This is a genomic window from Paraburkholderia eburnea, assembly GCF_002917095.1.
GTDB classification, from domain to species: domain Bacteria; phylum Pseudomonadota; class Gammaproteobacteria; order Burkholderiales; family Burkholderiaceae; genus Paraburkholderia; species Paraburkholderia eburnea.
This window is the reverse complement of sequence record NZ_PQGA01000005.1, coordinates 275,608-301,720: the sequence shown is the minus strand read 5'-3', so window position 1 is coordinate 301,720 and position 26,113 is coordinate 275,608. Positions and strand designations below refer to the sequence as shown.

General features: G+C 63.0%; 26 protein-coding genes. 10 read left to right on the top strand and 16 right to left on the bottom strand.

The genetic code is table 11. From position 1 onward, the window contains the following. Window positions 1-22 precede the first annotated feature (22 nt). Complete coding sequence (locus B0G62_RS13425) at window positions 23-1,354, bottom strand: MFS transporter (protein ID WP_103704666.1); 1,332 nt, start codon at window positions 1,352-1,354, stop codon at window positions 23-25. A gap of 143 nt (window positions 1,355-1,497) precedes the next feature. Beyond that, window positions 1,498-2,817 carry an NAD(P)/FAD-dependent oxidoreductase gene (locus tag B0G62_RS13420; protein ID WP_103704730.1) on the bottom strand — a complete coding sequence of 440 codons (1,320 nt, stop codon included), beginning with the start codon at window positions 2,815-2,817 and terminating at the stop codon, window positions 1,498-1,500. A 389-nt stretch (window positions 2,818-3,206) separates the two neighbouring features. Between B0G62_RS13420 and B0G62_RS13415 the strand changes: the two genes are divergently transcribed. Beyond that, complete coding sequence (locus B0G62_RS13415; RefSeq protein ID WP_103704665.1) at window positions 3,207-4,400, top strand: amino acid permease; 1,194 nt, start codon at window positions 3,207-3,209, stop codon at window positions 4,398-4,400. 29 nt (window positions 4,401-4,429) lie between these two features. On the opposite strand, the gene B0G62_RS13410 is transcribed toward B0G62_RS13415, so the two are convergent. Next, complete coding sequence (locus tag B0G62_RS13410; protein ID WP_146055268.1) at window positions 4,430-4,834, bottom strand: hypothetical protein; 405 nt, start codon at window positions 4,832-4,834, stop codon at window positions 4,430-4,432. Window positions 4,835-5,001: 167 nt separating this feature from the next. Continuing rightward, window positions 5,002-5,601 (bottom strand): flagellar transcriptional regulator FlhC, encoded by a 600-nt coding sequence (gene flhC / locus B0G62_RS13405; protein ID WP_103704663.1) that lies wholly within the window; start codon window positions 5,599-5,601, stop codon window positions 5,002-5,004. An 88-nt stretch (window positions 5,602-5,689) separates the two neighbouring features. Between flhC and B0G62_RS31240 the strand changes: the two genes are divergently transcribed. Then, window positions 5,690-5,926: a hypothetical protein gene (locus B0G62_RS31240; RefSeq protein ID WP_146055267.1), complete on the top strand. Its 237-nt coding sequence runs from the start codon at window positions 5,690-5,692 to the stop codon at window positions 5,924-5,926. Between the two features lie 160 nt (window positions 5,927-6,086). Continuing rightward, complete coding sequence (locus tag B0G62_RS13400) at window positions 6,087-6,941, top strand: tyrosine-protein phosphatase (RefSeq protein ID WP_167401246.1); 855 nt, start codon at window positions 6,087-6,089, stop codon at window positions 6,939-6,941. Between the two features lie 33 nt (window positions 6,942-6,974). Here the strand turns inward: B0G62_RS13400 and B0G62_RS13395 are convergent, their stop codons facing one another. From B0G62_RS13395 to B0G62_RS13385, 3 genes are all read right to left on the bottom strand, one after another. Beyond that, window positions 6,975-8,240 carry an ATP-binding protein gene (locus tag B0G62_RS13395; RefSeq protein ID WP_103704661.1) on the bottom strand — a complete coding sequence of 422 codons (1,266 nt, stop codon included), beginning with the start codon at window positions 8,238-8,240 and terminating at the stop codon, window positions 6,975-6,977. Beyond that, a complete protein-coding gene (locus B0G62_RS13390) occupies window positions 8,237-8,989 on the bottom strand; it encodes a response regulator (RefSeq protein WP_103704660.1) in 753 nt (250 codons plus the stop codon). The genes B0G62_RS13395 and B0G62_RS13390 overlap by 4 nt, the downstream gene beginning before the upstream one ends. A 100-nt stretch (window positions 8,990-9,089) precedes the next feature. Next, window positions 9,090-9,896 (bottom strand): lysozyme inhibitor LprI family protein, encoded by an 807-nt coding sequence (locus B0G62_RS13385; protein ID WP_146055266.1) that lies wholly within the window; start codon window positions 9,894-9,896, stop codon window positions 9,090-9,092. 438 nt (window positions 9,897-10,334) lie between these two features. On the opposite strand from B0G62_RS13385, the gene B0G62_RS13380 reads away from it, so the two are divergent. Together B0G62_RS13380 and B0G62_RS13375 are read left to right on the top strand one after the other, a co-directional pair. Then, window positions 10,335-10,907: a hypothetical protein gene (locus tag B0G62_RS13380; RefSeq protein WP_103704658.1), complete on the top strand. Its 573-nt coding sequence runs from the start codon at window positions 10,335-10,337 to the stop codon at window positions 10,905-10,907. A gap of 82 nt (window positions 10,908-10,989) precedes the next feature. Further along, the gene (locus B0G62_RS13375) at window positions 10,990-11,766 is read left to right on the top strand and encodes a response regulator (RefSeq protein WP_103704657.1); all 777 of its coding nucleotides are present in this window, start codon (window positions 10,990-10,992) and stop codon (window positions 11,764-11,766) included. 68 nt (window positions 11,767-11,834) lie between these two features. Here B0G62_RS13375 and B0G62_RS13370 read toward each other — a convergent pair whose 3' ends face one another. The 4 genes from B0G62_RS13370 to B0G62_RS13355 form a co-directional block, all read right to left on the bottom strand. Beyond that, window positions 11,835-12,506, bottom strand: a complete 672-nt coding sequence (locus B0G62_RS13370; protein WP_244193223.1) for a flagellar basal body L-ring protein FlgH — start codon at window positions 12,504-12,506, stop codon at window positions 11,835-11,837. A gap of 124 nt (window positions 12,507-12,630) precedes the next feature. Further along, window positions 12,631-13,443, bottom strand: coding sequence for a hypothetical protein (locus B0G62_RS13365; protein WP_146055265.1), 813 nt, complete (start codon window positions 13,441-13,443; stop codon window positions 12,631-12,633). A 13-nt stretch (window positions 13,444-13,456) separates the two neighbouring features. Continuing rightward, window positions 13,457-13,645 (bottom strand): DUF6726 family protein, encoded by a 189-nt coding sequence (locus B0G62_RS13360; RefSeq protein ID WP_103704655.1) that lies wholly within the window; start codon window positions 13,643-13,645, stop codon window positions 13,457-13,459. A 53-nt stretch (window positions 13,646-13,698) separates the two neighbouring features. Further along, on the bottom strand, window positions 13,699-13,881 hold the full coding sequence (locus B0G62_RS13355; protein WP_103704654.1) for a hypothetical protein: 183 nt from the start codon (window positions 13,879-13,881) through the stop codon (window positions 13,699-13,701). 401 nt (window positions 13,882-14,282) lie between these two features. Between B0G62_RS13355 and aldA the strand changes: the two genes are divergently transcribed. The 4 genes from aldA to B0G62_RS13335 all read left to right on the top strand — a co-directional run bounded on the left by aldA (window position 14,283) and on the right by B0G62_RS13335 (window position 20,140). Beyond that, window positions 14,283-15,704 (top strand): aldehyde dehydrogenase, encoded by a 1,422-nt coding sequence (gene aldA, locus B0G62_RS13350; protein WP_103704653.1) that lies wholly within the window; start codon window positions 14,283-14,285, stop codon window positions 15,702-15,704. Window positions 15,705-15,848: 144 nt separating this feature from the next. Continuing rightward, on the top strand, window positions 15,849-17,189 hold the full coding sequence (locus tag B0G62_RS13345; RefSeq protein WP_244193222.1) for an MFS transporter: 1,341 nt from the start codon (window positions 15,849-15,851) through the stop codon (window positions 17,187-17,189). A 13-nt stretch (window positions 17,190-17,202) separates the two neighbouring features. Beyond that, on the top strand, window positions 17,203-18,420 hold the full coding sequence (locus B0G62_RS13340; protein ID WP_103704651.1) for a mandelate racemase/muconate lactonizing enzyme family protein: 1,218 nt from the start codon (window positions 17,203-17,205) through the stop codon (window positions 18,418-18,420). A gap of 37 nt (window positions 18,421-18,457) precedes the next feature. Then, the gene (locus tag B0G62_RS13335; RefSeq protein WP_103704650.1) at window positions 18,458-20,140 is read left to right on the top strand and encodes a GMC family oxidoreductase; all 1,683 of its coding nucleotides are present in this window, start codon (window positions 18,458-18,460) and stop codon (window positions 20,138-20,140) included. Here the strand turns inward: B0G62_RS13335 and B0G62_RS13330 are convergent. The 5 genes from B0G62_RS13330 to B0G62_RS13310 all read right to left on the bottom strand — a co-directional run bounded on the left by B0G62_RS13330 (window position 20,113) and on the right by B0G62_RS13310 (window position 25,261). Further along, the gene (locus B0G62_RS13330) at window positions 20,113-20,991 is read right to left on the bottom strand and encodes a LysR substrate-binding domain-containing protein (protein WP_103704649.1); all 879 of its coding nucleotides are present in this window, start codon (window positions 20,989-20,991) and stop codon (window positions 20,113-20,115) included. The genes B0G62_RS13335 and B0G62_RS13330 overlap by 28 nt on opposite strands. Before the next feature lie 132 nt (window positions 20,992-21,123). Continuing rightward, the gene (locus tag B0G62_RS13325; RefSeq protein ID WP_103704648.1) at window positions 21,124-22,290 is read right to left on the bottom strand and encodes an MFS transporter; all 1,167 of its coding nucleotides are present in this window, start codon (window positions 22,288-22,290) and stop codon (window positions 21,124-21,126) included. Between the two features lie 9 nt (window positions 22,291-22,299). Next, window positions 22,300-23,124 (bottom strand): quaternary amine ABC transporter ATP-binding protein, encoded by an 825-nt coding sequence (locus B0G62_RS13320; RefSeq protein WP_103704647.1) that lies wholly within the window; start codon window positions 23,122-23,124, stop codon window positions 22,300-22,302. A gap of 58 nt (window positions 23,125-23,182) precedes the next feature. Next, the gene (locus B0G62_RS13315) at window positions 23,183-24,157 is read right to left on the bottom strand and encodes an ABC transporter permease (RefSeq protein ID WP_103704646.1); all 975 of its coding nucleotides are present in this window, start codon (window positions 24,155-24,157) and stop codon (window positions 23,183-23,185) included. Between the two features lie 54 nt (window positions 24,158-24,211). After that, window positions 24,212-25,261, bottom strand: coding sequence for an ABC transporter substrate-binding protein (locus B0G62_RS13310; protein WP_103704645.1), 1,050 nt, complete (start codon window positions 25,259-25,261; stop codon window positions 24,212-24,214). Between the two features lie 302 nt (window positions 25,262-25,563). Here B0G62_RS13310 and fae point away from each other — a divergent pair, with 302 nt between their 5' ends. Then, window positions 25,564-26,085 carry a formaldehyde-activating enzyme gene (fae, locus tag B0G62_RS13305; protein WP_103704644.1) on the top strand — a complete coding sequence of 174 codons (522 nt, stop codon included), beginning with the start codon at window positions 25,564-25,566 and terminating at the stop codon, window positions 26,083-26,085. Window positions 26,086-26,113: the final 28 nt, after the last annotated feature.

Here is a 26,113-nt window from a genome sequence, read left to right as displayed (position 1 = left end):
CCGTGAAAATAAGAACGAGGAGTCAGTGATTCAACGAAGCGGCTTCCTGCAGGCTGAGCGAACGCGTTTCCGGCGCAAGCGCGAGCGATGCGGCGAGACCGACAAACGACACCGCCGCCGCTGCATACATGGTGTTGCCGATGCCGACGCTATTGAGCGCGATGGGCACGAGCCAGGTCCCGATCGCCGCGCCAATGCGCGAAAGCGAAGCGCCCATGCCGACTGCGAAGGCGCGAATATCGGTCGGGAAAATTTCGTTCGGATAGACGAGTTGCAGCACCTGAGCGCCACCGATCAGCACCGCGTACGCGCCGAACAGCACGAGAATCAGAATCGCCGAGCCATTCGAGCAGGCGCCGAGCGCGAGCAGTGCGAGCGCCGACCACAGGAAGCTGTGAATCACCATTGCGCGGCGGCCAATCACGTTGATGATGCGCGTGGCGATGATGCAGCCGACCACGAACAGCAGCGTGATGGCGACCGAGCCGAGCGATTCCCATTTGCCGGTCAGGTTGAGCGCTTCGAGCACGCGCGGCGCGAACGAATAGACGGCGAACACAGGGATCACCGAGCAGCTCCAGAAGACCGTGACGAACAACATGCGCTTGCCATAACCGGAGTGCAGCAAGGCCCACAGCGAGGTCTTCTTTTCGGCCGTTTCTTCGGGCAGATTCTTTAGTGAGAACGACGGACCGTAGACCTTCTTGATGACCGCTTCGGCTTCGGCGCGGCGGCCTTTGCTGAGCAGCCAGCGCGGCGATTCGGGTGTGCCGATGCGCACGACGAACAGCACGAGTCCGATCGCAGCCGGGCTCGCCAGCACCCAGCGCCACGCATCGGGTGCGCCGCTGCTGAGAATCAGATTGCCGACGATATAGGCAAGCGCCGCGCCGAGGAACCAGATGATCGTCAGCATCGCGAGACGCGGGCCACGGTACTTGCGCGGCATGAATTCGACCAGCAGCGAACCGGCCACGGGATATTCGATGCCAACGCCAATGCCGATCAAAAAGCGCAACACGAAAAGCGTCTCGCCGGAGTGCACCCAGAATTGCGCGAGCGAGCAAACGAGGAAGATGACGGGGCCAAAAAAATAGGGCTTTTGACGACCGAGCCGGTCGGACAACCAGCCGCCCGCAAAGCCGCCGACAAAGATGCCGATGAGCGCGGAGGCGGCCACCATGCCTTCCCAGAAGCTCGTTAGACCCAGCGCTGCGGAAAACTGCACCATCGCCACGCCGATGATGCTCAGGACATAGCCGTCCATGAGCCAGCCACCGCTCGAACGGATGGTCAGCAACTGATGGAATCCATTGAGCGGGACGTCCTCGATGGATATGTGATTGTTCGACATTGCCAGTCTCCTTCCATGAAATCGGACACTATGTTTCGTGGTGCGAACCACGTTATCTTCGTCCAGTGCTTCGTTTAAGGTGCGATCGGTCTATATGCAGGTCCATGCCGATTTATCGCGGTCCATCGCAGTCGATTTGCGAATCAGCTTTCCAGCCCCGCCTTGCGTTGGCCCCACCAGAGCGTCGCGTTGACGCCGAGCGAGAGGAACGGTTCGGGCGGCGCTTTGTTCGGCCCCGAGGTTTCGAGCAGGAAATTAGTCAGTTCATTGGACTTGCCCGCGAGCCAGTCGGCGAGCAGCGTGCCCGTCACCGTGCCGCGCGTGATGCCAAGGCCGTTGCAGCACAGCGCGCCATAAACGTTCGGCGCCAGTTGCCCGAAAAAACCCTTGTGGTTCTGCGAGAGCGCGAGCGAGCCGCTCCAGGTGTATTCGAAATCGACTTGCGGCAGCATCGGGAAGCGCCGTTCGAACGACAGGCGATGGCGCTGCGCGAAGCGCGAGAGGTTTTGCTCTTTCGGGCGGCCGTCCGGATTGAACGAGAAGCTGTTGCGCACCAGGATGCGGTTGTCGTGCGTGCGGCGCAGCGTGCTGCCGAACGGGTCGGCGGGAATCACGCCCCAGAACGGCTTGCCGCCCAGTTTCACCTGCTCGGCGGCGGTCAGCGGGCGCGTCAGGCTCGCATAGAGAAACACGGGCAACATCGTGCGCTCCAGAAAGCCGAAGCGCATCCCGAACGCGTTGTTGGCGAGCACCAGCTTGTCGGCCGTGATGCGGCCGTTGCGATGCGCCAGCACGATTTTCTCGCCGTATTCCACATCGGTGATCGGCGTGTGTTCGTGGAGCGTGACGTTGGGCGGCAGGCAGTCGGCCAGTCCTTTGACGAGGCCCGAGGGCTGTACCAGCACCGTGCCGGGCGTGAACAGCGCCTTGCGATAGAACGAGGTGCCGATGTGCGCCGGCAGCGCCGCGCCATCGATCACTTCGTACGGTTGCCCCAGCTTGTCGAGGCCACGGCGATAGGCGTCGAGCACGGCCACGCCGCGCTCCTCCACGGCCGCCTGATATTTACCGGACGCCGTCATATGGCAATCGATGCCGTGCTCGCCGACCAGCTCGCGCAGGATCGTCTGGCCGAGCAGATTGAGCTTGAGCGTGGTCCTGGCCGTGTCGATGTCGCCGATGTAATCGTCCGCGCCGATGTCGTGCGGCAGATCGATCGCAAAGCCGGCATTGCGCCCGGAAGTGCCGAAGCCGACCTCCTGCGCTTCGATCAGCACGACTTCGTCGTCGGGGAAGTTCAGTGCGAGCTGCCGGGCAGCGGCCAGACCAGTGAAACCGGCGCCGATCACGGCCCAGCGGGCCGTTGTTTCGCCCGTATGGCCGGCTTTGGGCGTGCGCGCGCGACTCGTGTGATACCAGCCACACATCTTGTCGTCCGCGGGGAGCGAGGTAACCGTTTGCATTTCCAATTCCAATATCGCTTTTGAAACCCACCGCACCTTCGGGCGATTGCGCACCAGCTTCATGCGCCGTCCCTCGGGCCCATACAGCGCGACGGCGTCTTCCAGACCGTCGGTTGATGTCGGAGTATTCTCACGTCCAACATCAATGTATACAAATTGTAGACGAAGTATAGATTTGAAGCAGACGGAGTAAAAATAAGGGTTTACTCGCTGAAATTGCGTATCGGTGCGGCGTTTCCGCGTGGAGGCGGGGCGTCAGGTGCGTCGCTGTCGCAATCGTTATAGGGACAGTCGAAAAGGTTCTATATCGACCGTTTTTGGCTCCGGATGATGAAAGCGATCAGGGCCACATGCCTGACGATGTCCCCGAAACACACGGAGGAAGACCTATGCGGCAGATTGATAGGCAACCTGGCTTGATCGATGGAGTGGCCGCCGGTTACGAAGATCTCGACCCGCGCGCAGACACGAGCCCGGCTTCGCACCGGCTCGCCGATGGACTCAAGCAACGGCATGTCGTGATGCTGTCGATCGGCGGAAGCGTCGGCGTGGGCCTCTTCGTCGGTTCGGGACATGTGATTGCCGAAGCGGGACCCGCTGCCTTGCTCGCCTATGTGTTCGGCAGCCTGCTGGTCGTCACAGTGATGCGCATGCTCGGCGAGATGGCCTGCACGATGCCCGATTCCGGATCGTTGTCCGCTTACACAGACAAGGCGATCGGTTCATGGGCCGACTTCGCGATCGGCTGGATGTACTGGGGGTTCTGGGTGCTGGTGGTGCCGCTGGAAGCGACGGCCGCCGCCAACATCCTGAACGGCTGGGCGCCTGATGTGCCGGTCTGGCAGCTTTCCGTGCTGGTGACAGCCGGTTTCACCGTCGCCAATCTCGCGAGTGCGAAGAATTACGGCGAACTGGAGTTCTGGTTCGCGATTATCAAGGTGAGCGGCATTCTGCTTTTCATTGGCTGTGGCATTGCCGCGATTTCGGGCTTGCCGCCGTCTGTCCACCTGGCGCCGATCGTCGGCGCGTTGCTGGCGACGATGTTTGCGTTTCTCGGCACCGAGGTGGTCACGATTGCCGCCACCGAATCGGAAAATCCCGCAAGAGAAGTCGGGCGCGCGATTACGTTGGTGGGGTGGCGTATTGCGCTTTTCTATATTGGTTCGGTGCTGTTCATCATTTGCACGGTACTGTGGAACGATCCCGACTTGAGCCGCCTTGGTGCGTACCAAGTCGTACTGCACAGTTTTCACATTCCCTATGCACAACTGATTACCGATGGCCTGATTCTCGTCGTGATCGGTAACTGTCTGAATTCCGCGCTCTGCACGGCGTCGCGGATGATGTATTCGCTCGGCAGGCGAAATCAGGCTCTGCGCTTCATCACGCGAACGACCGCTAATGGCGTGCCGGCGCGCGCGGTGATGGCGTCAAGCCTTGTGGCGTTTTTGGCCTGTGGCGCGAATTATCTGGCGCCGAAATATGTCTTCGATGCCTTGTTGTCGACGACGGGCGCTATTGCCTTGCTTGTGTATCTCGTGATTGCCGTCAGTAAGCGCCTTGTTGCCGCAGGGCTGATGTAGATTTGATAGGGTTCGCTGAATCGCGTCGTTCAAATAAAGAGCGAAATCAGGCCGCCGATGGTGATGCCCGCAGCAAGCCATCGACCGAACGAATAGGCGTGGTTGGGGTCGGGCGGCTGATCGGGCCGCGCCAGACCCAGCGCGCCATAGACCAGCGAGCGCATTGGCTGCGCGTTCGCCTGTTCGGTGCTTTCCCCTGCATCGCTTGACGGGGCGGTTGCCACGGTTGTCGATACGTCCGTCGCCGCATCGGTCGATGCGTCATTCGATGCGGCGGCGTAGGCCTGCGGCGAGATCTCCACCGCATCGTCCTGCGACGCAGGCGTAGAACTATCGCTTGCGTCCGTTTTTGCCACCCCGTCTTTCGTGGTCGTCGTGACATCCGCATTACTGCTGCGGGTATACGCGGCGCTGTCGCCGGCGGTCGTCGCCAAACTGCCGATTTCCATTTTTCACCTCTTCTAATTCATCGCTTTATCGCGACGCCACGATATTCCCATGTGGGGTGCCGGACTGGCCGCGCAAATCCGCGAGCAACGTGGGGCATTGCGTATTAATCAGGAAAGCAAAGCAGCGAGTCGTCTCCGCGCGGGCGATTTGCTCACGCCGCGTACGGCGTCGCAAGCAATGCCGTGCCCGGGCCGGTACGTGAATTTGCGCCGCTTTCCCCGTTTCGGCTTTCGAGCATGGCTCGCGTGACGCCCGCGCGCGAAGGCGGGGCGCAGACGCAGCAGGTATAAGGCTTGTTGGCGTCGCGCATGGGGCGCACGAAGCGGCCCGTGCAGGTGCCGCAGCGCGTCAGGGCGAGCAGGCCGCCTTCGAAAAAGCGCAGCAGCGTCCATGCACGCGTGAAGCTCAGCACGCGTTCGGTTTCAGCGCAATCGCAGTGTTCGAGATACAGCCGGTATGCACGCGTAAGCGCGTCGAGCCGGTTGCATTGCGCCTCATCCTTGAGATACAGAAAGATGTTGTAGAACAGCGAGGCGTGAATATTGGGCAGCCATGTGAAGTACCAGTCCGCCGAAAACGGCAGCATGCCCTTGGGCGGCGACGCATCCTTGATCTCACGATAGAGCCTGATCAGACGATTGCGCGAAAGATTGAGTTCTTTTTCCAGCACCGGCATGCGAGCGCCAAGCTGGATCAGTTCGTTCGCGCGCATGACCTCGCGCGCCTCTTCGGTGACACTGCCTTTGTACATGACGTTGCACTCCCAGGGGCAATAGTCCGCTGCCGAGGCAGCGTGGCGTCCATGCCTGAATTTCACGGGCGATTATAGAAGCGGGAGATTGAGCGTCAAGAATAATATTCTGGAAGTAACCGGAAGTTTCGTTAATGAAATCAGAGGTTTTGCGCATCGCCACAGGCCCATTAAGGCGCAAGAAAACAAGGTGTTTCGTGCAAACTTTCCACTTCTGTTTGATTGGAAAGGAATAGAAATATTTGTGTGCGAAAACGCCCGTGACGAGGACTTTATGGCGCGGCATGATGTCGCCGCCCTGCCTTTGCGGCGCAACGCAAGGTAATGCGGATTATTACGGGGTCTTGCGACGTAACCTTTTTAGTCCCGTCTACCGATAAACTTCGACTTTCCAATTTTTACGCGCGCGGCATGAAATGCCGCCGCGTGCTCGCTTTCTATCGATGATGCTTCCCTTCTCCGCCGGTTCTCCTTCGTTCAGACACTTGCGCAAAGGTTTGTCGGGTTCGCTGGCCAGCCCGCCGCGGCGCAGGCTGCTCAAGGGCACGATGAGCGTACTGGCGCTCGGTGGTTGCGCAAGCACGCTTTTGAGCGCATGTGGCGGGGACTATTCGGATGGTACGGGGCCGCAATTCGCGCCGACGCCCGTGGCGAATTCAGTCGCGAATTTTCGCGACATCGGCGGCGCGGCGCCGGGTTATTCGACGAGCGACGGCGCGCATGTACGGCGCGCACTGCTATACCGCTCCGACGCGCTCACGCCCAATGCGGCAGACACAGTGACACTTGAGCGCATGGGATTTGCGTGCGTCTATGATCTGCGCACGCCCGCCGAAAACGACAGCACGCCCGACATCACGCTGACCAGTGCGAACCGCGTCACGCTCAACGTCCTGGGCACGTCGACACCGCGCTCGTTCGCGGGCTATTCGGCGAGCGAGCTGGATGCGGCGATGCAGGCGCAGTGGCGCGAGCTGGTGACGGGCCGCACGCAATGCATCGCCTATGGCGCGCTGCTCGAACATATTGCCGAGGCGTCGGCGCCGCAATTGATCGTCGGCGGTACTGGGGTCGATGTGGCGGGCTGGGCGTCGGCGCTGCTGTTGCTGATCGCGAACGTGCCGCTCGAAATCGTCGTGCAGGATTTTCTTTTGACGAATGCGTGGCGCTCGACGGCGATCGATTCGCAGAATCTCACGCCACCCGTGCAGGCGAGCTATCTGCAGGCCGCCTGCGATGCCTTGCAGTCCAGCTATGGCGATATCAATCGCTACCTGCAGAGTGGCCTTGGTCTTGATTCAGCGACGGTGGGGCGCCTGCGCGCCCGCCTCGCGGTGTAAGCGCATACGGCGCATGGCCGTTCGATCGGCCGTTCAGAGCACGGGCAGCGCGATGCGCACGCGCAAGCCGCCTTCGGGGTGGTTGGAGAGTTCGCACTGGCCGCCCTGATTGCGCACGAGACGCGTGATGATCGCGAGCCCCAGGCCGCAATGGCCTTCGCCGCCGCGTGCTTCGTCGAGCCGCACGAATGGTTTGATCGCCGCCGCCACGCGATCGGCGGGAATACCCGGGCCGTGATCGCGCACATCGATGATCCATTGCGCGCCTTCGCGGCGCGTGGCGATCTCGACGGGCGGCACGCCATGTTCGAGCGCGTTATCGACGAGATTCGAAATCAGCCGGTCCAGCAACGTGCGCGGCATGTGGAATGCTGGCCCAGCGCGCAGATCGAGCCTGAAAAGCACGTCTTCATCGCTGCTGGTGTCCGAATAATATTGTTCGCGCAGCAGTGCATCCACTTCCACTTCAGGCCCGGATTCAGGCCGTTGTCGCGCGAATTCCAGAAACTGCTGGACGATATCGTTGAGCGAATCGACTTCGCGATAAAGCTGCTGACGCTCGAGGTCGGAGCCCAACATCGACGCACGCAGCTTGATGCGCGTGAGCGGCGATTTAAGGTCGTGCGCGACGCCGGCCAGCATGACTGCCTGGTCGTCGTCGGCTTCGTTGAGCTGCTTCATCATGCGGTTGAACGAGCCGATCAGTTCACGTAGTTCACGCGGTCCCTGTTCGTTCACGGGCATGGGCCGATGGCCGCCGCCGAAGGCACGCGCCGCCTGCGCGACGAGCGAGAGCGGACGCTGCATCTGCCACACGGCGAGCAGCGCGACGAGCAGCGACATGGCGAGCAGGCCGCCCGCAACCGGCAGAATATTGGGCGGCGGCGGCAGATCGACTGGCGCGACGATCCACGTGGGATGGCCGGGAAAGCGCACCCAGAGCGCGCCGCGACGGTGTTTCAGATCCGCAAGAATTTCAGTGCCCGCCGGTAGATCGCGCAGCAACTGTTTGCGCAGATCGGCGAGCGGTTCGCGCGTGGGCACTTCGAGTTTCACATCGGCCGGCATGTTCCAGGTGGGCACGAGATGCACGCGCAACGCCGGTGCGAGTTCGACTTCGTTGGGCGCCGCGCCGTTGGCGGCGTGCAGCATCAGCAGCAGCCCACGCTCGAAACCCTCGACTTCGTGGCGGCGCGGCTGCGGCGCGAACACGACGAACCAGCACGCCTGCACGATAAAAAGCACGAGCGCCGACATCAGGGCCATGCGCCCAAACAGCGTATTCAGCGGATTGTTCATGAACCGGCGTGTGCAGCAGCGGCCACGTCGTTGCCATCGATTTCATCTTCGCGCAGCGGCACGAATACATAACCCTTGCCGCGCACGGTCTGCACGAAACGCGGCTGCGCGGGATCCTCCTCAATCACGCGGCGCAGACGCCAGATCGGCACGTCGAGGCTGCGATCGTTGAACGGCACGCCGTCTTCGCGCAGCAAGTCGTGGATCAGGACGCGAGAGAGGACGCGGTATGGATTGCGCGCGAAGATCTTCAGGAGAGCGAAGATGCTGTCGCGCAGGGGCACGCGCTCGCCGTCGCGCAGCAGTGCGCGTGTGGCGAAGTCCAGCTCGAACAACCCGAACTGGCAGCGCTCGCGTGCTTCAGGCGCGCTGGGCGGCACCGCGCCATGACGGCGCAGCACCGTCTGGATGCGCAGCAGCAGTTCTTGCGGATCGAAGGGCTTGGCGACATAATCGTCCGCGCCGAGCGTGAGCCCGGCGATGCGGTCGGTCACCGCGCCGCGCGCGGAGGCGAAGATCACTGGAATGTCGTCGCCTTGCGCGCGCAACGCGGCAAGCGTGCGCAGCCCGTCGGTGCCCGGCATCATGACATCGAGCACAATGATCGAAGGCCGTTCGAGTTCGAGCCGTCGCGCGAGGTGCGTGCCCTCGTGCAGCACGGATGTCTGGAAGCCGTGGGTTCGCAGGAAGCGGGAAAGTAGATCGCGCACGACCGGATCGTCGTCGACGATGAGAACGTGTGGACTCATCGTGAAATTTTATTTGATGTCGACGTTTCGATGAATAGCGCCGGTGTGACTGATTCTTACCTACGCTTACCGACGGACCCCAACAGGGCTTCCCGATGGCTTACTTCACTGCAACAGTGGCTTCCTGAACTGGCGTTTGCGCAGTAGCCTTCGCCTCCGGGGTCGGAACCGATGCCTGTTTTACGGGCTTGTCCTTCGTCTGCGCGATGGTTTTGTCGATCGATGCTACGCTCGTTGCGTTCGCAATCGCTTTGCCCGCTGCGGCATTTTCCTGTGCATTCGATGCGGACGGCGCGGGCACGGCGGCGGGAATATGCTTCGCGAGCGCGTCGGCGATACGCTTCTGGCGCGCGTCGGCGGCGACGCCGCTAGGCATCTTGCGCAGACGCAGCGCTTCGGCGTTGGCCTCGGCGTCCTCGTGTTTTGCGTCGGTGTGCTTGACCGCAGGCTCAATGCCCTTCATTTCCAGCACGGCGTCACGCGCGGTCGGCGCCAGATGCTGATCGGCGACACCATCCTTCACGCGTTGCGCGGTGGCTTGCTGGCCGTGTTTGAAATCGCCTTCGAGTTCGGCGATGCGGCGGTTATACCAGTCCGTCACGCAAGCCTTGTCCTTGCAGTTGTGCTGGCGCCATTGCCATTGGTTGACGCGATCGGCTTCGAGCGCGGTAGCGTCGGGCGTGGCGTCGACGGCTGTTTTATACAGCGCGGCGAGCTTGTCGTCGAGCGCGGACAGCGTCGGATCGGTACAGACGATGCGCTCCGACGCCGAGGCGTTGTGCGGGCAATGGAAGCTCGCCGCTTGCGCCGCTGTGGAAACGGCGAGCGTGGCAAAGAGCGCGAGCGCGGCAGCGCTGAGGCCGCGAGGCAGGATGGATTCGGCGCGGTGGGTCAGTTCTCGGTTCATGGCGGACACGATGATGTTGAAATGGCAGGGAATGACAGGCGGCTCGTCCGGCGTCGCCACGGCGCACTGCGCCGCAAGGAAAACGATAGCGCAGCGTCCTCAACACAAAGCGTTGCTCAACGGGGCGATTGCTGGATCGCTTACGAATCGTTTCAAATCGGGTACGAGCGGTAAGAGGGCGCGCGCGATTTGCAGCCAGGACTGGATTCAAGGCAAGTGCGCTATAAAAGTGCTTACTTGAAGGGGGATTTGCGAATAACTGGAAAGCCACCTTCAATACTGGCCGATATCTGCGCCATCGCTCATCGCGCTTTGCCGCGATGATGCATGTCGAGACCTGCCGCCCGCGCAACGTATTGATGTGAATCGACGTGAATTGACGCGAATCGACATCATCGCGCGCCGTGCAGCCCATCGACGCGTTCCGCCTCTGCCGCCATGCTCAACGTTATCCGCTCCTCACTTTGCGCAGCGGCGCTTGCCGCGCCGCTCGCACTCAACGGCTGCGCGTGGACGCTGATCACGGCCGCCGACGCCACAGGTTCGGTGATCCAGGCCGGTTATGCGGTCGCCTCGAATTACGCGTCGCCAAAATTCGTGACGGGACGGCCTGTGAATCTCACCGATGTCTGCATAGAGATCAATCCGATGGTGACGGCTGCCGATTTCGTGCCGTCGCTTCAATACGCGCTTGCGCAGCGCGGCGTGCGCTCGGACCTTTATAGTCCCGGCACGGAGCCCGCGAATTGCGCTGGCCGGCTGGTCTATAACGCATCGATCGAGTTTGGCCGCCCGACCTTTAGCGACGATAGCAAGGCGTATCTCTCGACCATCAATATGACGATCTTCCTGGATAACCGTATCGCCGTGACGGCGCGCTACGAGGTGCACGGCTTGAGCACGGACCGCTATTCCAGCGCGACCGTGAAGCTTCAGGGCCTGATCGATAGCATGGTGGTGGATCAGACGCGCCTCGCGAGCACATTCGAGCAAGCTTCGAGCGGCCAGTAATCTTTCTCGCCGCATGTTTCAGGAAAGGAATGGGAAGGTAAGGGGTCTTTGCCACGCGTGGCGTGTCCCTTACGATTTGCGCATGACCAATAACGTATTCCTCGTCGACGACGATCCTGTCGTGCGCGACGTCACCGCCGAGTATCTCCAGATGCGCGGCTTCAGCGTCACCGCGCTGCCGTCGGCGCGCGCCCTGCAAAACAAGCTTCGTTCCGAGCGGCCTCAGGTGGTCGTGCTCGACATCATGATGCCGGAGGTCGATGGCATCAGTGCCTTGCGCGAGCTGCGTGCGAGCGGCGACGATCTGCCTGTGATCCTGCTGACCGCGCGCAACGAAGTGATCGATCGCGTGCTGGGGCTGGAATTCGGCGCCGACGACTACGTGGGCAAGCCCTTCGATCCGGGCGAGCTGGCTGCGCGTATCCGCACGGTGATGCGTCGGCGCAGCGTAGCGAGCGCGACGGGCGCGCCGGAAAGCCGCGCGTCGTTCAGCTTCGGTCCGTTCGAGCTGGACTTCCGCTCGCGCGAACTCTATCGCGACGAGGAGCGCATTCCGCTGCGTTCGAGCGAATTCGCGTTTCTGAAGCTGTTTGTGAATCACGCGATGACGATTCTCTCGCGCGAGCAAATCATCGAGATCGTCTATGGCGAAGCAGGGCGATATCGTAATCGCAGTCTGGATGTGGCGATCTGGCGTCTGCGCCGTCTGATCGAAACCGATCCGTCCGAGCCTCGCTATCTGCAAACCGTTTGGGGCCACGGCTATGTATTCGTGCCCGATGGGGAAGTGGGCGTGGCGGAGCGCTACAGCGAATATAAAGGCGAATATAAAAACGACGTGAAGATAGAAGACGAATAAGAAGAAAGGGCGGTTCGCTGTGGTAAGCGATCCGCCCTTTTTTACGCCTGTTCAGAATTGGCAATAACTCAGAATGTCAGCACGCTCAGGAACATGCGCTGCAGCCAGCCCACGGTCGTGGCGTCGTTGAGCATGCCATGGCCGACTTCCTCGATGCGGGCATTGGCGATCTTGCCGGAATCCACGTAGTTGTCGGCTTCGACATCGTTGGGATTCACGATGCCCGACAGGCGCAGACGCTGGTGCTCGCCGCTCATGGCAATGATCTTTTCGCCGGACACCACGAGATTGCCCGTGGGCGTTTTGCTGATGATGGTCACGGCCAGCGTGCCGTTCATGCCGCTCGAAAGCGTATGGCTGCCGCTGCCGTCGAAACTGGTCGAAGCGGAGCCGATATTGAAAAGGCGCGCGAGACGCGCCGCCGTGCCGGTCGATTGATCCGCCGCGGTGGCCGTAATGTCGCTCGAACGCTTGGCGGCGGCGGAGGCGGTGTCGTTGCCGGTATAGGTTTCGGACAGCCGGATCGTCAGCACTTCGCCGATGTGCTGGGCGCGCGGTGTTTCGTAGAGTGCGATGGACGTGCCGGCCTGATAGATCGAGCCGCTCGTGTTGACGTTGAGCGGTGCTTCGGCGAGCGGCGGCGACATCGGGGTATCGACAATCGAATCGGGCGTGGAACAGCCCGCGAGCGACAGGGCAAACGCGGCGCTTGCGAGCGCGCAAGACAGAGAATATTTCACGGTCTTCCCGGTCTTAACAAAAGATAAGGAATCCGATGTAACTGGAAGGGGGCGAGTGTGGGAGGAATTCATCATTATCGTCTGGATACGCGTGGTGGCGAGCTCGGTTTGTCGGCCTGACGGGTCAGCCTTCGTCGAACTGGCTGACCTTCAACGCGCGCTCGAAGCCCTTGGGGCGCGGGCTGGGTGGTTTCAGCAGATAGGTGAGCGTGGCGCGTCCGCCGTCGGGCAGCACGCAGATCGTGATCGTGCTTGAGGCGTTGTCCCATACGAGCAGCGGCACGTCTTGGGTGCCGCGCATGTGCGGCTTGCCATAGCGCGCCGCGAACAGATCGCGCAGATCGAACGCCGTCATGTTGTCCACCACGAAGGACATTTCATTGAGCCGCAGCGGGTCGCTGGGCGCATCGTGCGCGAAGCGCAGCACATGATCGACGGCAGGCGCGCCGGCCACGACCGCGAGCGACGGCGCCCAGCCATTCGAGGTGCGGTGCGCCCAGCGGCAGGCAATGGTGGGGCTGGCATAGCTCTTGAGCATCATGCCGATGTCGCCGCCCGCCACGTCGGTTTCGCAAACCAGCGTGCTCTCGTGCGGCGTCGCGCGGATCATGTTCGCCTCGCGCAGCGCGCTCAGCGTGATGCCTAGCGAGATGCCGCGAAACGAGAACGGCGTATCGTTCTGCACGGTGGTACGTGTGCGCGCGGCCGTCGCACGATGTTGCGCCGGCGCAGGTGACGCCGTATGCGATGGCAGCGGATTCGCCGGCTTTTGCTGGGCTTGCTCAAGCTCGGCCTTGTGCATGTTTTGCGATGTGGCGGGCGCAGTAACGGACGCCGCGGTGCCCACTGCCCCGGCACACGCCGGCATGGTGAGCATGCTGGCGCAGAACGCGCCGATAGCTCCTGACGTGAAGACAATCCACGACGCCCGTTTCATGATGCCGCTCCGCTTAATCGACTGCCGCCGCGCACGCGTCGAACGGGATCGCCGCCGGATGACCGACGACGGGCACGACCTTCAGCGTTGCCGAGACGACGCGGCAGGGGAATGCCACGACCGCGCAGCCGTCGAGCGGCAGCGTGATGCTGGCGAGCAAAAGGGCTGACGCGGTGCGCGCAAAGCCATTGGAAAGTTGCATGGCGGTCAGCCTGGACATTACCTGGGAGTACGACACGACAGTCGATGAAGCGGTCATGCAGTGGTGTTGATGGTGTGGCCGAGCGGGCCGACCGGAGTCGGTTGCACGGTTTTGGGTTTGGCTGACGAATTGCCGCCCGGTTGCTGCAGGCCGCTCGATTTGGTGCCGCGATTGTTCGCAAGCGGTTCGGGCGAGGAAGGACGGGTGAGGTTGCTGGAACCGATGGAACTGGTCATGTGGGGCCTCCTTGGCACAATGAAACGAAGAGGAGGGCGCGCGCCGTCGCAGCGGCCGCCCCCGTGGTGCGCTGCCCGAAAGCGGATTCCGTGGCGGCGCATCGAATCTTCGCGTCTCGCGGTGCGCCATGAAGCAACAATCAAAGGGGCGCTTTACCGGAAGCCTTACGAGCCCTTTCGCGGGTATACGAGTGCCGGAGCGCAGGCGCCGTGCGGCCGCGCGAAATGTTGCGCAACCTTGCCGCCGGTAAGGGCTGAAACCCTTGTCGGGCGGGCCTGAGGGAAGCATGAGTTTTCCGCACGCTTCCCTCGACAATTAATCGTTTGTGAGCCATTCCGTGACGGCGGGATACTGCGCCCAACCTGGAGGCGACGCTCCGGACACAATCAGGCATCACATCATGCGATCAGATTACAATTTCATTAACGGGACATTCTTCGAAACGGACGCGCCGCGCATCGCCGTCCATAACCCGGCGACGGCCGAGCTGATCGGCCACGTGAGCGCCGCAAGCGCCGCCGACGCGATCCGCGCCGTCGAGGCTGCGGCCACGGCGCAACGTCGCTGGCGCCGTCTGCCCGCGGCGGAGCGCGGCGCGATCCTCGCCCGCTTCGCCGATGCCATCGATGCCCGCTCGCCGGTGATCGGCACGGTACTGGCGGCCGAATCCGGCAAGAGCGTCGCGGACGCCACGTCCGAAGCGCATTACGCCGCCGAAATCCTGCGCTATCACGCGCAATGGGCACGCCGCATCGAAGGCGAGGTGATCCCGAGCGACAGCGCCAACGAGAATCTGATCCTGATGCGCGAGCCCATTGGCGTCGCGGCCTGCCTGATTCCGTTCAATTTCCCGATCTATTCGTTGCTGCGCAAAATCGCGCCCGCCCTCATCACGGGCAATGCCGTGGTCGCGCGGCCCAGCAACAATACGCCGTGCTCCGCGTTCGAAGTGGCGCGCGCCGCGCAGGACGCGCAATTGCCGCCGGGTCTCTTCAACGTGCTGGCGATGGATCACGACACGGCGGCGGTGCTCTGCACGCATCGCGACGTGGGCATGATCTCGCTTACGGGCAGCGTCGGCGCGGGCCGCAAGGTGCTCGATTACTGCAAGGAAAACATCGCACGGCCGTCGCTCGAACTGGGTGGCAAGACGCCGGCCATCATCGAAGCCGACGCCGATCTCGAAGCGGCCGCCACGGCCATCGCGCGCTCCAAGACCACGCATTGCGGTCAGCTCTGCACGGCCATCGAGCGTGTCTACGTGCAGGCTTCGGTACATGCGCGCTTCGTTGAATTGCTGCGCGACAAGATGAAGGCCGTGAGCTTCGGCGACCGCGCCGTGGACGCCGCGCACATGGGCCCGCTCATCAGCGAGCAGGCACGCGCCTCGATCCATGCGATGGTCGAACGCGCCGTGGCCGACGGCGCCAAGGTCGAAACGGGCGGTTATCTGCCCGAAGGCGCGGGCCACTTCTATCCGCCCACGCTCCTGAGCGCGTGCCGTCAGGACATGGAGATCGTGCAGGAAGAGATCTTCGGGCCGGTCCTGCCGGTCCTGTCCTACGAGACGCTCGACGACGCGCTGCGCATGGCCAACGATCATCAGTTTGGTTTGTCGTCGGTGCTTTATACGGAGCGCTACCGTTCCGCGATGCGCGTCGCCAACGAGATCGAGGCGGGCGAGCTGTACGTCAACCGCACGCCGGCGGACCCCTATCAGGGCTATCACGCGGGCTGGAAGCGTTCGGGCCTGGGCGGCGACGACGGCAAGCACGGCATGCTCGAATTCACGCAGACACGTCTCGTCGTGATGCCGTTCTAGAAAGACCCGATTAATTCGTTCGGATAGCTGAGCGAATAGGTAAAGGGCGTCCGCCGCAAACGGATGCCCGCTTGAAGAAACGCCGACCGCTGCATCACGCCCGCCGGGTGAGACTGTAAGCGAGTCTGCGGTATGGAGACAATCTTGCAGAAGTCCATCGCGAAACCCATCGCGCCGGCGGCCTCGCCGCGCGCCGACGCCTCGTCCATTCCCACCACGTCAGGCAGGATGCAGCGCTACGGCCAACTGCTGCTGCTCGTGCTGGCCGCGGGCGCCATCTACCCGATTCTCTATCTGCGCCAGGTCTATCAGACCACGATGCTCGATGTGTTCCACATCGACAACGCGCAACTGGGCTACCTTTATTCGGTGCTCGGCATCATCTTCTTTCTGTCCTATCTGCCGAGCGGCTGGCTCGCCGACCGCGTTGCGCCGCGCCTCTTGATCTGCTTCTCGCTGATCGGCACGGGCGCGCTGGGGCTCTGGTATTCGACGGCGCCTTCGTTTCATGTGCTGCTCGTGATCTTCTGCTGCTGGGGCCTGACGACGGGCCTGACGTTCTGGGCTTCGGTGCTCAAGCGCGTGCGCATGATCGCGGGTGCGAACGAGCAGGGCCGCTTCTTCGGTCTGCTCGATGGCGGCCGTGGTCTTGTCGAAGCCTTGCTCGCCACCGTCGCGCTCGCGCTGTTCGCGGCCGCAACCGGCTCGGGCCGTGGCGAAGCAGCGGGTCTGCGGCACGTGATCTTTTTGTATTCCTTCACGTGTATCGGCATTGGCGCGCTGATGAGCTTCTTCAAGGACGCCGCGCCCGTTCAGGTTGCCGATGCGCAAGGCGACGCCGATGCGGCAAAAGCGCAGGCAAGCGGCGCGCTCTGGCGCGATCTCTCGACACTCGCCAGGATTCCGCAACTTTGGCTCGTGGCGGCGGTGGTGTTCTGCGGCTATCAGATCTTCTGGGCGACCTATAGCTTCTCCGCCTATCTGCAACAGGGCGAGATGCATATGACGGTCGTGGCGGCCGGCATGGTCACGACGCTCAAGCTGTGGATGCGCCCGCTCGGCGGCATCGGCGGCGGCTATCTGGGCGACCGCCTGTCGAATCTGCGCGTGCTGATCTGGGCGATGTTCCTGGCGGTCGCGGGCCTGATCGGTCTGATCGTCTTGCCTTCGCTGCGCAATATGGCGCTGCTCGGCGCGGTCGTGCTCTTTATCGGCCTGATGACGTACGCGATTCGCGGCCTCTACTGGACGTTGCTCGATTACTGCGCGATTCCCATGCGCATTACGGGCCTGGCCATCGGCCTTGTTTCCCTGATCGGTTATTCGTCGGATATTTTCCTGCCGCTCCTGAATGGCTATATCACGGAGCACTACGCAGGCATGCTCGGCTATCAGTTCTATTTCGCCTATGTGGCGGCCATTGGTGCGATCGGCGGCATCGCCGCGCTCGTGCTCAAGCGCATGTCCCATTCACAACCTGCCTGAATACGCTCGAATTATGAAAGTCGTTGCAATGCAAACCCACGTCGTCGCGGTGCCTCCCCCGCACCTCGGCGGTATGTACTGGATCTTCGTTACGCTTCAAACCGATTGCGGTATCCAGGGCGTCGGTGAAATCTACGCGGCTACCTTCCATCCGGACGTGATGGTGCCGGCCATCGAAGATGCGTTCTCGCGCTATCTGCTCGACCGCGATCCGCATCATGTCGAGCGCCTGTGGCGCGAAGCGTATTCGAGCGGCTTCACCCAGCGCCCCGATCTCACGATGATGGGCATCGTCAGCGGCCTGGAAATGGCCTGCTGGGACATCATCGGCAAGGCAGCGGACAAGCCGGTGTATGAACTGCTCGGTGGCATGGTGAACGATCGACTACGTTCGTACACCTATCTTTATCCGAAGAATACCAAGGGCGAGTACGATTACGACGACGCCGATCTGGCCGCCGAATGCGCCGCGCAGAACGTCAAGCAAGGCTTCACCGCCGTGAAGTTCGATCCGGCGGGGCCGTACACGGCGTATTCGGGCCATCAGCTTTCGCTGGAAGTGCTCGACCGCTGCGAAACGTTCTGCCGCAAGGTGCGCGAAGCCGTGGGCAACAAGGCCGATATTCTGTTCGGCACGCATGGGCAGATGGTGCCGTCGTCGGCGATCCGTCTTGCGAAGCGCCTCGAAAAATACGACCCGCTCTGGTTCGAAGAGCCGGTGCCGCCGGGCCAGCCCGACGCCATGGCCGAAGTTGCGCGCCACACCAGCATTCCGATTTCGGCGGGCGAGCGCCTGACCACGAAATACGAATTCCACAAGCTGCTCGAAGCGGGCGCGGCGTCGATCATCCAGCTCAACGTCGCGCGCGTGGGCGGTCTGCTCGAAGCGAAGAAAGTGGCCACGCTCGCCGAGGTCTATTACGCGCAGATCGCGCCGCATCTCTACAACGGGCCGGTCGGCGCGGCAGCGAGCATCCAGCTCGCGGCCTGCACGCCGAACTTCCTGATTCAGGAAAGCATCGGCACGTGGGGCGGTTTTCACGCGGAAGTCCTCAAGCAGCCGATCCAGTGGGAAGAGGGCTACATCATTCCCTCGAAGGCGCCGGGTCTGGGCGTCGAGCTGAACATGGACGTCGTGCGCGCCAATTCGCCGTACACGGGCAAGCGCCTGCATCTGCAGATGGCGAGCCAACCGGCCGACGTGCGCGATACCTCGCCGGCACGCGGTTAAGCAAAGATAGCGCGGATAAAAACGCGGAAGGATTGCGATGAATTACGACTACATCATCGTCGGCGCGGGATCGGCAGGCTGCATTCTCGCCGAACGGCTGTCGGCCTCGGGACGCCATTCGGTGTTGCTGCTCGAAGCGGGCGGTTCGGACAACTCGTTCTGGTTCAAGATCCCCATCGGCTTCGCCAAGCTGTACTACAACAAGGTGCACAACTGGATGTACTACAGCGAGCCGGAACCGGAACTCGCGGGTCGCCAGATCTATGCGCCGCGCGGCAAGGTGCAGGGCGGCTCGGGCTCGATCAACGCGATGATCTATGTGCGCGGCGCCGCGCGCGATTTCGACGACTGGGCGGCCGCGGGCAATCCGGGCTGGTCGTATCAGGACGTGCTGCCGTATTTCCGCAAGCTCGAATCGCATCCGCTGGGCGATACGGCGTGGCACGGTGCGAACGGCCCCGTGCGCATCACGCCGATGAAGGACGGTGCGCATCCGATCTGCAAGACCTTCCTCGAAGGCTGCGAGCAACTGGGCTACGAGCGCAATGACGATTTCAACGGCGCGAAGCTCGAAGGCGTCGGCATTTACGATGTGAATACGCGCGACGGCCAGCGTGCGTCCAGCAGCTTTGCGTATCTGCATCGCGCCGGCCAGCGTCCGAATCTCAAGATCGAACATCACGCGCAGGCGACGCGTGTGTTGTTCGACACGAATTCGGAAACGCCGCGTGCGATTGGCGTGGAGTTCATGCAACAGGGCACGAAGCGCACGGTCCACGCGAACCGTGAAGTGATCGTGGCGGCTGGCGCCGTCGATTCGCCCAAGCTGCTGCAACTCTCGGGCGTGGGACCGGCGGCGCTGCTCAAGCGTCACGGCATCGGCGTGGTGCATGAACTGCCTGCCGTGGGCCAGAATCTGCAGGACCATTTGTGCGTGAGCTTCTACTATCGTTCGCGCGTGAAGACGCTCAACGATGCGTTCAGCAGTTGGGCCACCAAGCTCAAGTTCGGCATGCAGTATCTGTTCAAGCGGACCGGTCCGTTCTCGATGAGCGTGAACCAGTCGGGCGGCTTCTTCCGCACCAGGGCCGATGAGGCGCATCCGGATATGCAGGTGTATTTCAACCCGCTGTCGTATCGGATTCCTAAATCCAGCCGCGCGCAGTTGACGCCGGAGCCGTATTCGGGCTTTCTCGTCTGCTTCAATCCGTGCCGTCCGACCAGCCGGGGTTCGGTCGAGATCGCTTCGAGCAATGTGACCGATGCGCCGAAGATTCGCGGCAATTATCTGTCGACGCAGAAGGATCGCGACGAAGCCATCGCAGGCAGCCGTCTGGTGCGCAAGCTCATGCAGGCGCAGGCGCTGAAGGCGATCACGGTGGAAGAAGTCACGCCGGCCGGCGAAGTCACCGACGACGCCAGCATGCTCAAGTTCTTCCGCGAGCAAAGCGGTTCGATCTATCACCTGTGCGGTACCTGCGCGATGGGTCCGGACCCGCAAACGTCGGTGGTGGACGCGCGCCTGCGTGTGCACGGCATCGACGGTTTGCGCGTGGTCGATGCGTCGATCTTCCCGAATATCACGTCCGGCAATACCAATGCGCCGACGATGATGGTGGCGGAAAAAGGCGCGGATCTGATACTCGAAGACGCGGACCGCGCGATCTCCGCGCGCAGCCTCGCTGGAAACGTTCAGCGTGCCGCGGCGATCTCGTCCTGAAGCCACTGCCTGAAAAGCTGGAGCGGCCTGGAAGCTTTTTGTTCGGGCCGCACCACGAACCAGTAGGATTGCCGACCATCCACATGGATGTCGCGCACCGGCGCGAGCAGGCCATCGGCCAGTTCGCGCCCGATCATGTTGCGATCGGCCATGGTCACGCCCAGCCCTTCGATGGCGGCGCGGATCGCATGGTCGAGCAGATCGAATTCATAGCCGCCCGAGGTATCCACGTCCTCGATGCGCGCGGCGTCGAGCCAGTGCCGCCACGTCATATAGCGCTGGTTTTCAGCCGCCAGAACGTGCAGCAGCGTTTGCTGCGTGAGATCGACGGGACCGTTCGCGAGTAGCGCGGGCGAGCACACCGCGATATGCGACTCGTGCATCAGCAGCGAGCTTTCCAGTCCCTCCCATTCGCCATCGCCGAAACGGATCGCGCAGTCGAGCGCGGTCGAATCGGCGAGGGTGTCCTGCAACTGCGTCGTGAGGCTCAATTCGAGCGAGGGATGGCGCGCGTGCAGACGCGTGAGGCGCGGCACGAGCCAGCGGCTCGCAAAGGTGGGCGGTGCGTTCACGCGCAGGCGGTTCAGATCGCTCTTCTGCTGGATCGTGCGCACCGTCAGCTCGATACGGTCGAACGTCTGCTGGAGCGTGCGCAAGAGCGCGCGCCCGGCGTCGGTGAGTTCGAGGCGGTGATGGTGGCGTTCGAGCAGCGTCTCGCCGAGTTGTTCTTCCAGTTGGCGCACCTGGCGGCTGACCGCGCTCTGCGTCACGTTCAACTGCTCGGCGGCGCGGGTGAAGCTGCCGCTCGTACCTGCCGCCTCGAACGCCTTCAGGGCGTTCAGCGCCGGCATCTTTCGCTTCAAGGTCGTCTCCTCGCGGGCGGCGCCATCTCGAAAAGGCGTGGCGCCAAAACGACGGAGTATACCGGGCCGCGCGGCTGGAGTCGCCGGGGCCGCCTGCGCGGGTTGGAGGCGGCGCTTCATTCAACGCCGCGCCCGGGAGAGCGCCACGAGGCCCAGCGTGACGGCCAACGCGAAAATATAGAGCCCACCCGGGCCGAGCAGGCGCATGAAGAGGGACGCGAGCGTCGGCCCGGCCGCGCCGCCCAGCGAGAACACCAGCAGCAAGGTGGCGCTGGTCTGCACGCGGCGGGTCTGATCGACGTGATCGTTGACGTCCGAGACGATCACGCCGTAGAGCGTGAAGGTGAGCGCGACGTAGAGGAACAGCAGCGTATCGACGAGCCACGGCGCGCGCACCACGATCAGCGCCGCTGCCGCCACGGCGGCGACGAGCGAGACCACGCCGAGCGTGGCGCGCCGCCCGAGCCGGTCGGAAAGCCTGCCCACGGGCCATTGCGAAAGCAGCGCGCCGATCAGTACGATGCCCATTGCGTGCGAAATGTCGGCCGCCGGAAAGCCGATGCGCGCGAGATAGACCGGCGTAAGCGCATAGAACGCGCTGGAGAGCAGGCCCGCGCCGACGCAGGCGGGCACGCTGCGCGGCGCGACGCGCGCGAGTTCGCGCAGGCCGTCGAGCAGCAGCGTGGGGCGTTTGGGCGTAGCGAGCGGCGACGCGCGCGCGGCGGCTTCGGTCACCGGCGGCGGCACGCTCTGCTGCCAGTCGCCGATCAGCGCGACAGGAATCAGCGAGACGACGTAAAGCCCATTGACGAGGGCGTGTTCGACATTGCTGCCAGGCGCGGCCACGCCCAGCAGGAATTGCCCGGCGCTCACGCCCAGATAGGTGAGCACGAGATAGAGCGCGAAGGCGCGTCCGCGCCGCTCGTTCGGCACGGCGCCGTTCACGCCGCTTTCGATCGACGTGAACACGCCGACCATGCTGAAGCCCGTCACGAGCCGCAGCGCGGCCCACGCATCGGGCGAATCGAAGGAGAGATAGCCGAGCGCGGACAGCGCCGTGAGCGCGCCAAAACCGATGAAGGCGCGCTGCGGCCCGATGCGCCCAACGAGGGGACCCAGGCCGAGCGCGCCCGCAATGAAGCCGACGTAGTAGCACGACTGCACGAGACCCACGCCGAGCGCGCCATGCGCGGCTTCGATCATGCGCAGCGAGATCAGCGTGGTGAGCAGGCTGTTGCCGCAGACGAGAACCGTGTAGCCGCCCAGCAGGCCGTAGAGCGCCCGCATCGACAGCGCTTAGTGCGTCACCGCGCTGCGGCGCTCGACGAAGCGGCGCACGTAGTCGTCGGCGGGGCGCTCGAGGATGTCTTCGGGCGTGCCGCACTGGATCAGGCGGCCATCGCGCAGGATCGCGATCTGGTTGCCGATGCGCAGCGCCTCGTCCAGATCGTGCGTGATGAACACGATGGTCTTTTGCAGCGTCTTTTGCAGTTCGAGCAACTGGTCCTGCATTTCCGTGCGGATCAGCGGATCGAGTGCGGAGAACGCTTCGTCCATCAGCAGCACGTCGGTGTTGGCGGCAAGGGCGCGCGCGAGGCCCACGCGCTGGCGCATGCCGCCTGAAAGCTCGTCGGGGTAGTGGTCGCCGTAGTTGCCGAGTCCCACTTTGCCTAGCCATTCGCGCGCACTGGCGAGTGCGTCGGCCTTCTTTTCGCCGCGCGTGACGAGTGCGTAAGCCGCGTTATTGAGCACCGTCTGATGCGGAAGGAGTCCGAAACTTTGAAACACCATGCTCACCCCATAGCGGCGCAGCTCGCGCAGGCCGTTGTCGTTGAGCTTGAGTACGTCCTTGCCGTCGATCAGGATCTCGCCGACGGTCGGCTCGATCAGGCGGTTGAAGTGGCGCACGAGCGTCGATTTGCCCGACCCCGACAACCCCATGATAACGAAGATCTGCCCTGAGCCGATCGACAGGCTCACGTCGTTCAGGCCCACGTTGCAGCGGGTTTTCTCCAGGACTTCGGCCTTGCCCGCGCCGCCGCGCAGCAGTTCCAGCGCGCGCTGGCTCGCCTCGCGCGCGCCAAAGATCTTGTACACGTGTTTGACTTCGATGCCGCTCATGTTCGTTACCTCTTTGCGAATTCGGATTGACTGCGCGGGAATACTGCGCCAGGACGCCTTATTTGGCCGGATGACCGCTCAGGTCGCTGGCCTTGGACGCATCGGCCGCGTTGGCATTGGCGTCGGCCTGGTTGCGCGCGCGACGAAACGGAATGCGCGAAGGCTGCTTGCCCTGGCGCGCGAGGCCGCGCGTGCGGCGTCCCTGACCGTAGCCCTGGCTGATGCGGTCGATCACGATCGCAAGAATCACGATGGCGATACCGGCCTGCGTGCCCTTGCCCACGTCGAGCGTCTGGATGCCCGCAAGCACGTCTTCGCCGAGACCGCGCGAGCCGATCATCGACGCGATCACGACCATCGACAGCGCCATCATCGTGGTCTGGTTGATGCCGGCCATGATGCTCGGACGCGCGAGCGGCAACTGCACGCCGAACAGCAGTTGTGCGCGCGTCGTGCCGAAGGCGCGCGCCGCTTCGACGATCTCGCCGTCGACGTGACGGATGCCCAGATCGGTCAGACGAATCAGCGGCGGCAGCGCATACACGACGGTCGCGAGAATCGCCGGCACCTTGCCGAGACCGAACAGCATCAGCACCGGAATCAGATACACGAAGCTCGGCAGCGTCTGCATCACGTCGAGCACGGGCAGCAGGATGCGGCGCAGCGTGCTGCTGCCCGCCGCGAGAATGCCGAGCGGCACGCCCAGCGCCACGGAAATGACGGTGGCCACCACCATCAGCGCGAAGGTCTGCATGAGCTTGTCCCACAGCCCGAAGCAGCCGATCAGCCAGAGCAGAGCGACGAACAGCAGCGCCACGCCCACGCGGCGCGACGCATGCCAGCTCAGCAGGCCCACGAGGGCCAGCACGAGCAAAGGCGGCATGGCGCGCAGCAGGCCTTCGAGCGGCACGAGCACGTCGCGCAGCATCAGCACGCTGAAGTTATGGAACGCGTCGCCGTATTGCTGCACGAACGCGGTGACCTGATCGTTGACCCAATCGGCGATCGACAGGTGAAGAAAGGGAGATCCCATGGTGAGCCTCATTCAGCGTGTGACAGGTGATGCGGTAGGTGCGGTAAGTGCGGGTTAGGACTTCAGGCCGGCTTGCACGCGCGCCGCGACATCCGGCGTGACCCATTGCTTCCAGATTTCGGGGTGCTGCTCGAAGAAGCTGTGCGCGACCGTGGAGGCGTCGAGCTTCTTGTCATGCATCTGCTGAACCAGTTGTTCGTCGAGCGGGAGCGGCAGGCTGACCTTTTCGAAGAACGACACGGCGGCGGGTTCGGCGTCGAAGAACGGCGTGGAGACCGCAATCTTCAGATGCGAGACCTTGAACGCCGAGGCGCACGGCGTGCCCTTGGGATCGGCGATGGTGTTCCAGCAGGCGTCCGAGTACGGCGCGCCCGCGAGCTGCACGAAGTGGTATTTCGCCATCAGCCCGGCCGGTTGCCAGTAGTAGAAGAGGATGGGCTTGCCGCGCTCGTAAGCCGAGGCGATTGCCGCGTCGAGCGCGCCGCCGGTGCCCGGACGGAAGTTGGTGTAATCGTCGCCGAGCTTGTAGGCGGACAGCAGACGGTTATTGAAGCGCTCGCAATCCCAGCCCGCCGGGCAGTTGTAGAAGCGGCCCTTGCCGGGCTCTTCGTCGTCGCTGAAAAGATCCTTGTATTGCGGCAGTTGCGCGATCGAGCGCAGTTGCGGCGCGAGCGGCTTGATGCCGCGTTTCGGATCGCCGTTGATGACGTAGTCCGGCACGTACCAGCCTTCCTTGTCGCCGCCGGGGATCAGTTCGCCGATCAGCTTCACGTTACCGTCTTTCAGGCCGCGCGCGATGATGGGGCTGCGCCCCGTCCAGTGCTCGGCCCATACCTGAAGGTCGTTATTGGTAAGCGCGGTTTCGGTGGCGGCCGTGGCGCCTGGCACGACTTCGGTTTTGCAGCCGTAGCCCTTTTCAAGCACCGTGCGCACCATTTCGGTCATGAGCGCGCCGCTTTCCCAGGTGATCTGGGCAAGCTTCACGGTCTTGCCGGCCTGGCACCAGCCGGGCGCGGCGTTGCCCGCTGCAAAGCTGCTCGTGGCGGCGCAGGTGAGCGCCAGCGCGGCGGCAAGGCGTACGCCTGCCTGGGTAATTCGTTTCATGTCTCCTCCGTTCGCTTTCATCGTGTCGGGGTCGCCGTGTTTCCCGCTGCGTGGAGCGGGTTTTCTGATTTGGCGCGAACAGAGTCTAACGGCAGCATTTTGGGTTGCGAAAGCCACGAAAAGTCATCGAGGCATTACCTGATCTCATGCCGATGATCCGGCGTCATGCCCCCATGAGATTTCATAGCTTTTTGCCTTGCGTGGCGTGTGCTGGAATTCGTTTCGACGCGCAGCCTGCATCGACAAAGCAGCACGCTGCGGCGCACCAATCAAACACCGGCACCATAGGAGACAGAGTCAAAATGAAAGCCTTGGAAGTCTATATCGGCGAGGGTTTTGCTGGACCAGGCGTAAACGCTGCCCACATCAACATCATGATCGGCCCGCGCAACGGCCCGGTGGGGCAGGCGTTCACGAACAGCCTTTCCTCGCCCTCGCAAGGCCACGTGCCGTTCATGGTGGTCGCCCAGCCCAACGTGCCGGTCAAGCCCGCCACGCTCTACGTGAACAAGGCCGATATTCGCGGCGATCTGCACGGCAACGCCACGTGGGGCGCGTCGCAGGCGGCCATCGCGAAGGCGGTCACGGAAGCGATGCTCGACGGCACGCTGCCGCCGGAAGCGGAAAACGAATGGTGCATCGTCACGGCGAACTGGGTGAACTGGTCGTGCGACGACCTCGACGCCGTCTATGAGAACAACTACGTCGCGTGCAAGACCGCGATCCGCGCGGCGATGAACGGGCTGCCGTTGCTCGACGATATCGCGAAGATCAAGGATCAGATCAGCAATCCGTTCTACACGCCCAAGGCCCGCGCGGCCTGAGCCGCGACTCCTCTATCAGGTGACTACG

What these genes read in the sequence shown, in the direction of transcription:
- B0G62_RS13425 (WP_103704666.1), bottom strand. Translation starts at nt 1,354, where the DNA reads ATGTCGAACAATCACATATCCATCGAGGACGTCCCGCTCAATGGATTC.
- B0G62_RS13420 (WP_103704730.1), bottom strand. Translation starts at nt 2,817, where the DNA reads ATGCAAACGGTTACCTCGCTCCCCGCGGACGACAAGATGTGTGGCTGG.
- B0G62_RS13415 (WP_103704665.1), top strand. Translation starts at nt 3,207, where the DNA reads ATGCGGCAGATTGATAGGCAACCTGGCTTGATCGATGGAGTGGCCGCC.
- flhC (WP_103704663.1), bottom strand. Translation starts at nt 5,601, where the DNA reads ATGTACAAAGGCAGTGTCACCGAAGAGGCGCGCGAGGTCATGCGCGCG.
- B0G62_RS13395 (WP_103704661.1), bottom strand. Translation starts at nt 8,240, where the DNA reads ATGAACAATCCGCTGAATACGCTGTTTGGGCGCATGGCCCTGATGTCG.
- B0G62_RS13390 (WP_103704660.1), bottom strand. Translation starts at nt 8,989, where the DNA reads ATGAGTCCACACGTTCTCATCGTCGACGACGATCCGGTCGTGCGCGAT.
- B0G62_RS13385 (WP_146055266.1), bottom strand. Translation starts at nt 9,896, where the DNA reads ATGAACCGAGAACTGACCCACCGCGCCGAATCCATCCTGCCTCGCGGC.
- B0G62_RS13380 (WP_103704658.1), top strand. Translation starts at nt 10,335, where the DNA reads ATGCTCAACGTTATCCGCTCCTCACTTTGCGCAGCGGCGCTTGCCGCG.
- B0G62_RS13375 (WP_103704657.1), top strand. Translation starts at nt 10,990, where the DNA reads ATGACCAATAACGTATTCCTCGTCGACGACGATCCTGTCGTGCGCGAC.
- B0G62_RS13365 (WP_146055265.1), bottom strand. Translation starts at nt 13,443, where the DNA reads ATGAAACGGGCGTCGTGGATTGTCTTCACGTCAGGAGCTATCGGCGCG.
- B0G62_RS13360 (WP_103704655.1), bottom strand. Translation starts at nt 13,645, where the DNA reads ATGCAACTTTCCAATGGCTTTGCGCGCACCGCGTCAGCCCTTTTGCTC.
- B0G62_RS13355 (WP_103704654.1), bottom strand. Translation starts at nt 13,881, where the DNA reads ATGACCAGTTCCATCGGTTCCAGCAACCTCACCCGTCCTTCCTCGCCC.
- aldA (WP_103704653.1), top strand. Translation starts at nt 14,283, where the DNA reads ATGCGATCAGATTACAATTTCATTAACGGGACATTCTTCGAAACGGAC.
- B0G62_RS13340 (WP_103704651.1), top strand. Translation starts at nt 17,203, where the DNA reads ATGAAAGTCGTTGCAATGCAAACCCACGTCGTCGCGGTGCCTCCCCCG.
- B0G62_RS13335 (WP_103704650.1), top strand. Translation starts at nt 18,458, where the DNA reads ATGAATTACGACTACATCATCGTCGGCGCGGGATCGGCAGGCTGCATT.
- B0G62_RS13330 (WP_103704649.1), bottom strand. Translation starts at nt 20,991, where the DNA reads ATGCCGGCGCTGAACGCCCTGAAGGCGTTCGAGGCGGCAGGTACGAGC.
- B0G62_RS13325 (WP_103704648.1), bottom strand. Translation starts at nt 22,290, where the DNA reads ATGCGGGCGCTCTACGGCCTGCTGGGCGGCTACACGGTTCTCGTCTGC.
- B0G62_RS13320 (WP_103704647.1), bottom strand. Translation starts at nt 23,124, where the DNA reads ATGAGCGGCATCGAAGTCAAACACGTGTACAAGATCTTTGGCGCGCGC.
- B0G62_RS13315 (WP_103704646.1), bottom strand. Translation starts at nt 24,157, where the DNA reads ATGGGATCTCCCTTTCTTCACCTGTCGATCGCCGATTGGGTCAACGAT.
- B0G62_RS13310 (WP_103704645.1), bottom strand. Translation starts at nt 25,261, where the DNA reads ATGAAACGAATTACCCAGGCAGGCGTACGCCTTGCCGCCGCGCTGGCG.
- fae (WP_103704644.1), top strand. Translation starts at nt 25,564, where the DNA reads ATGAAAGCCTTGGAAGTCTATATCGGCGAGGGTTTTGCTGGACCAGGC.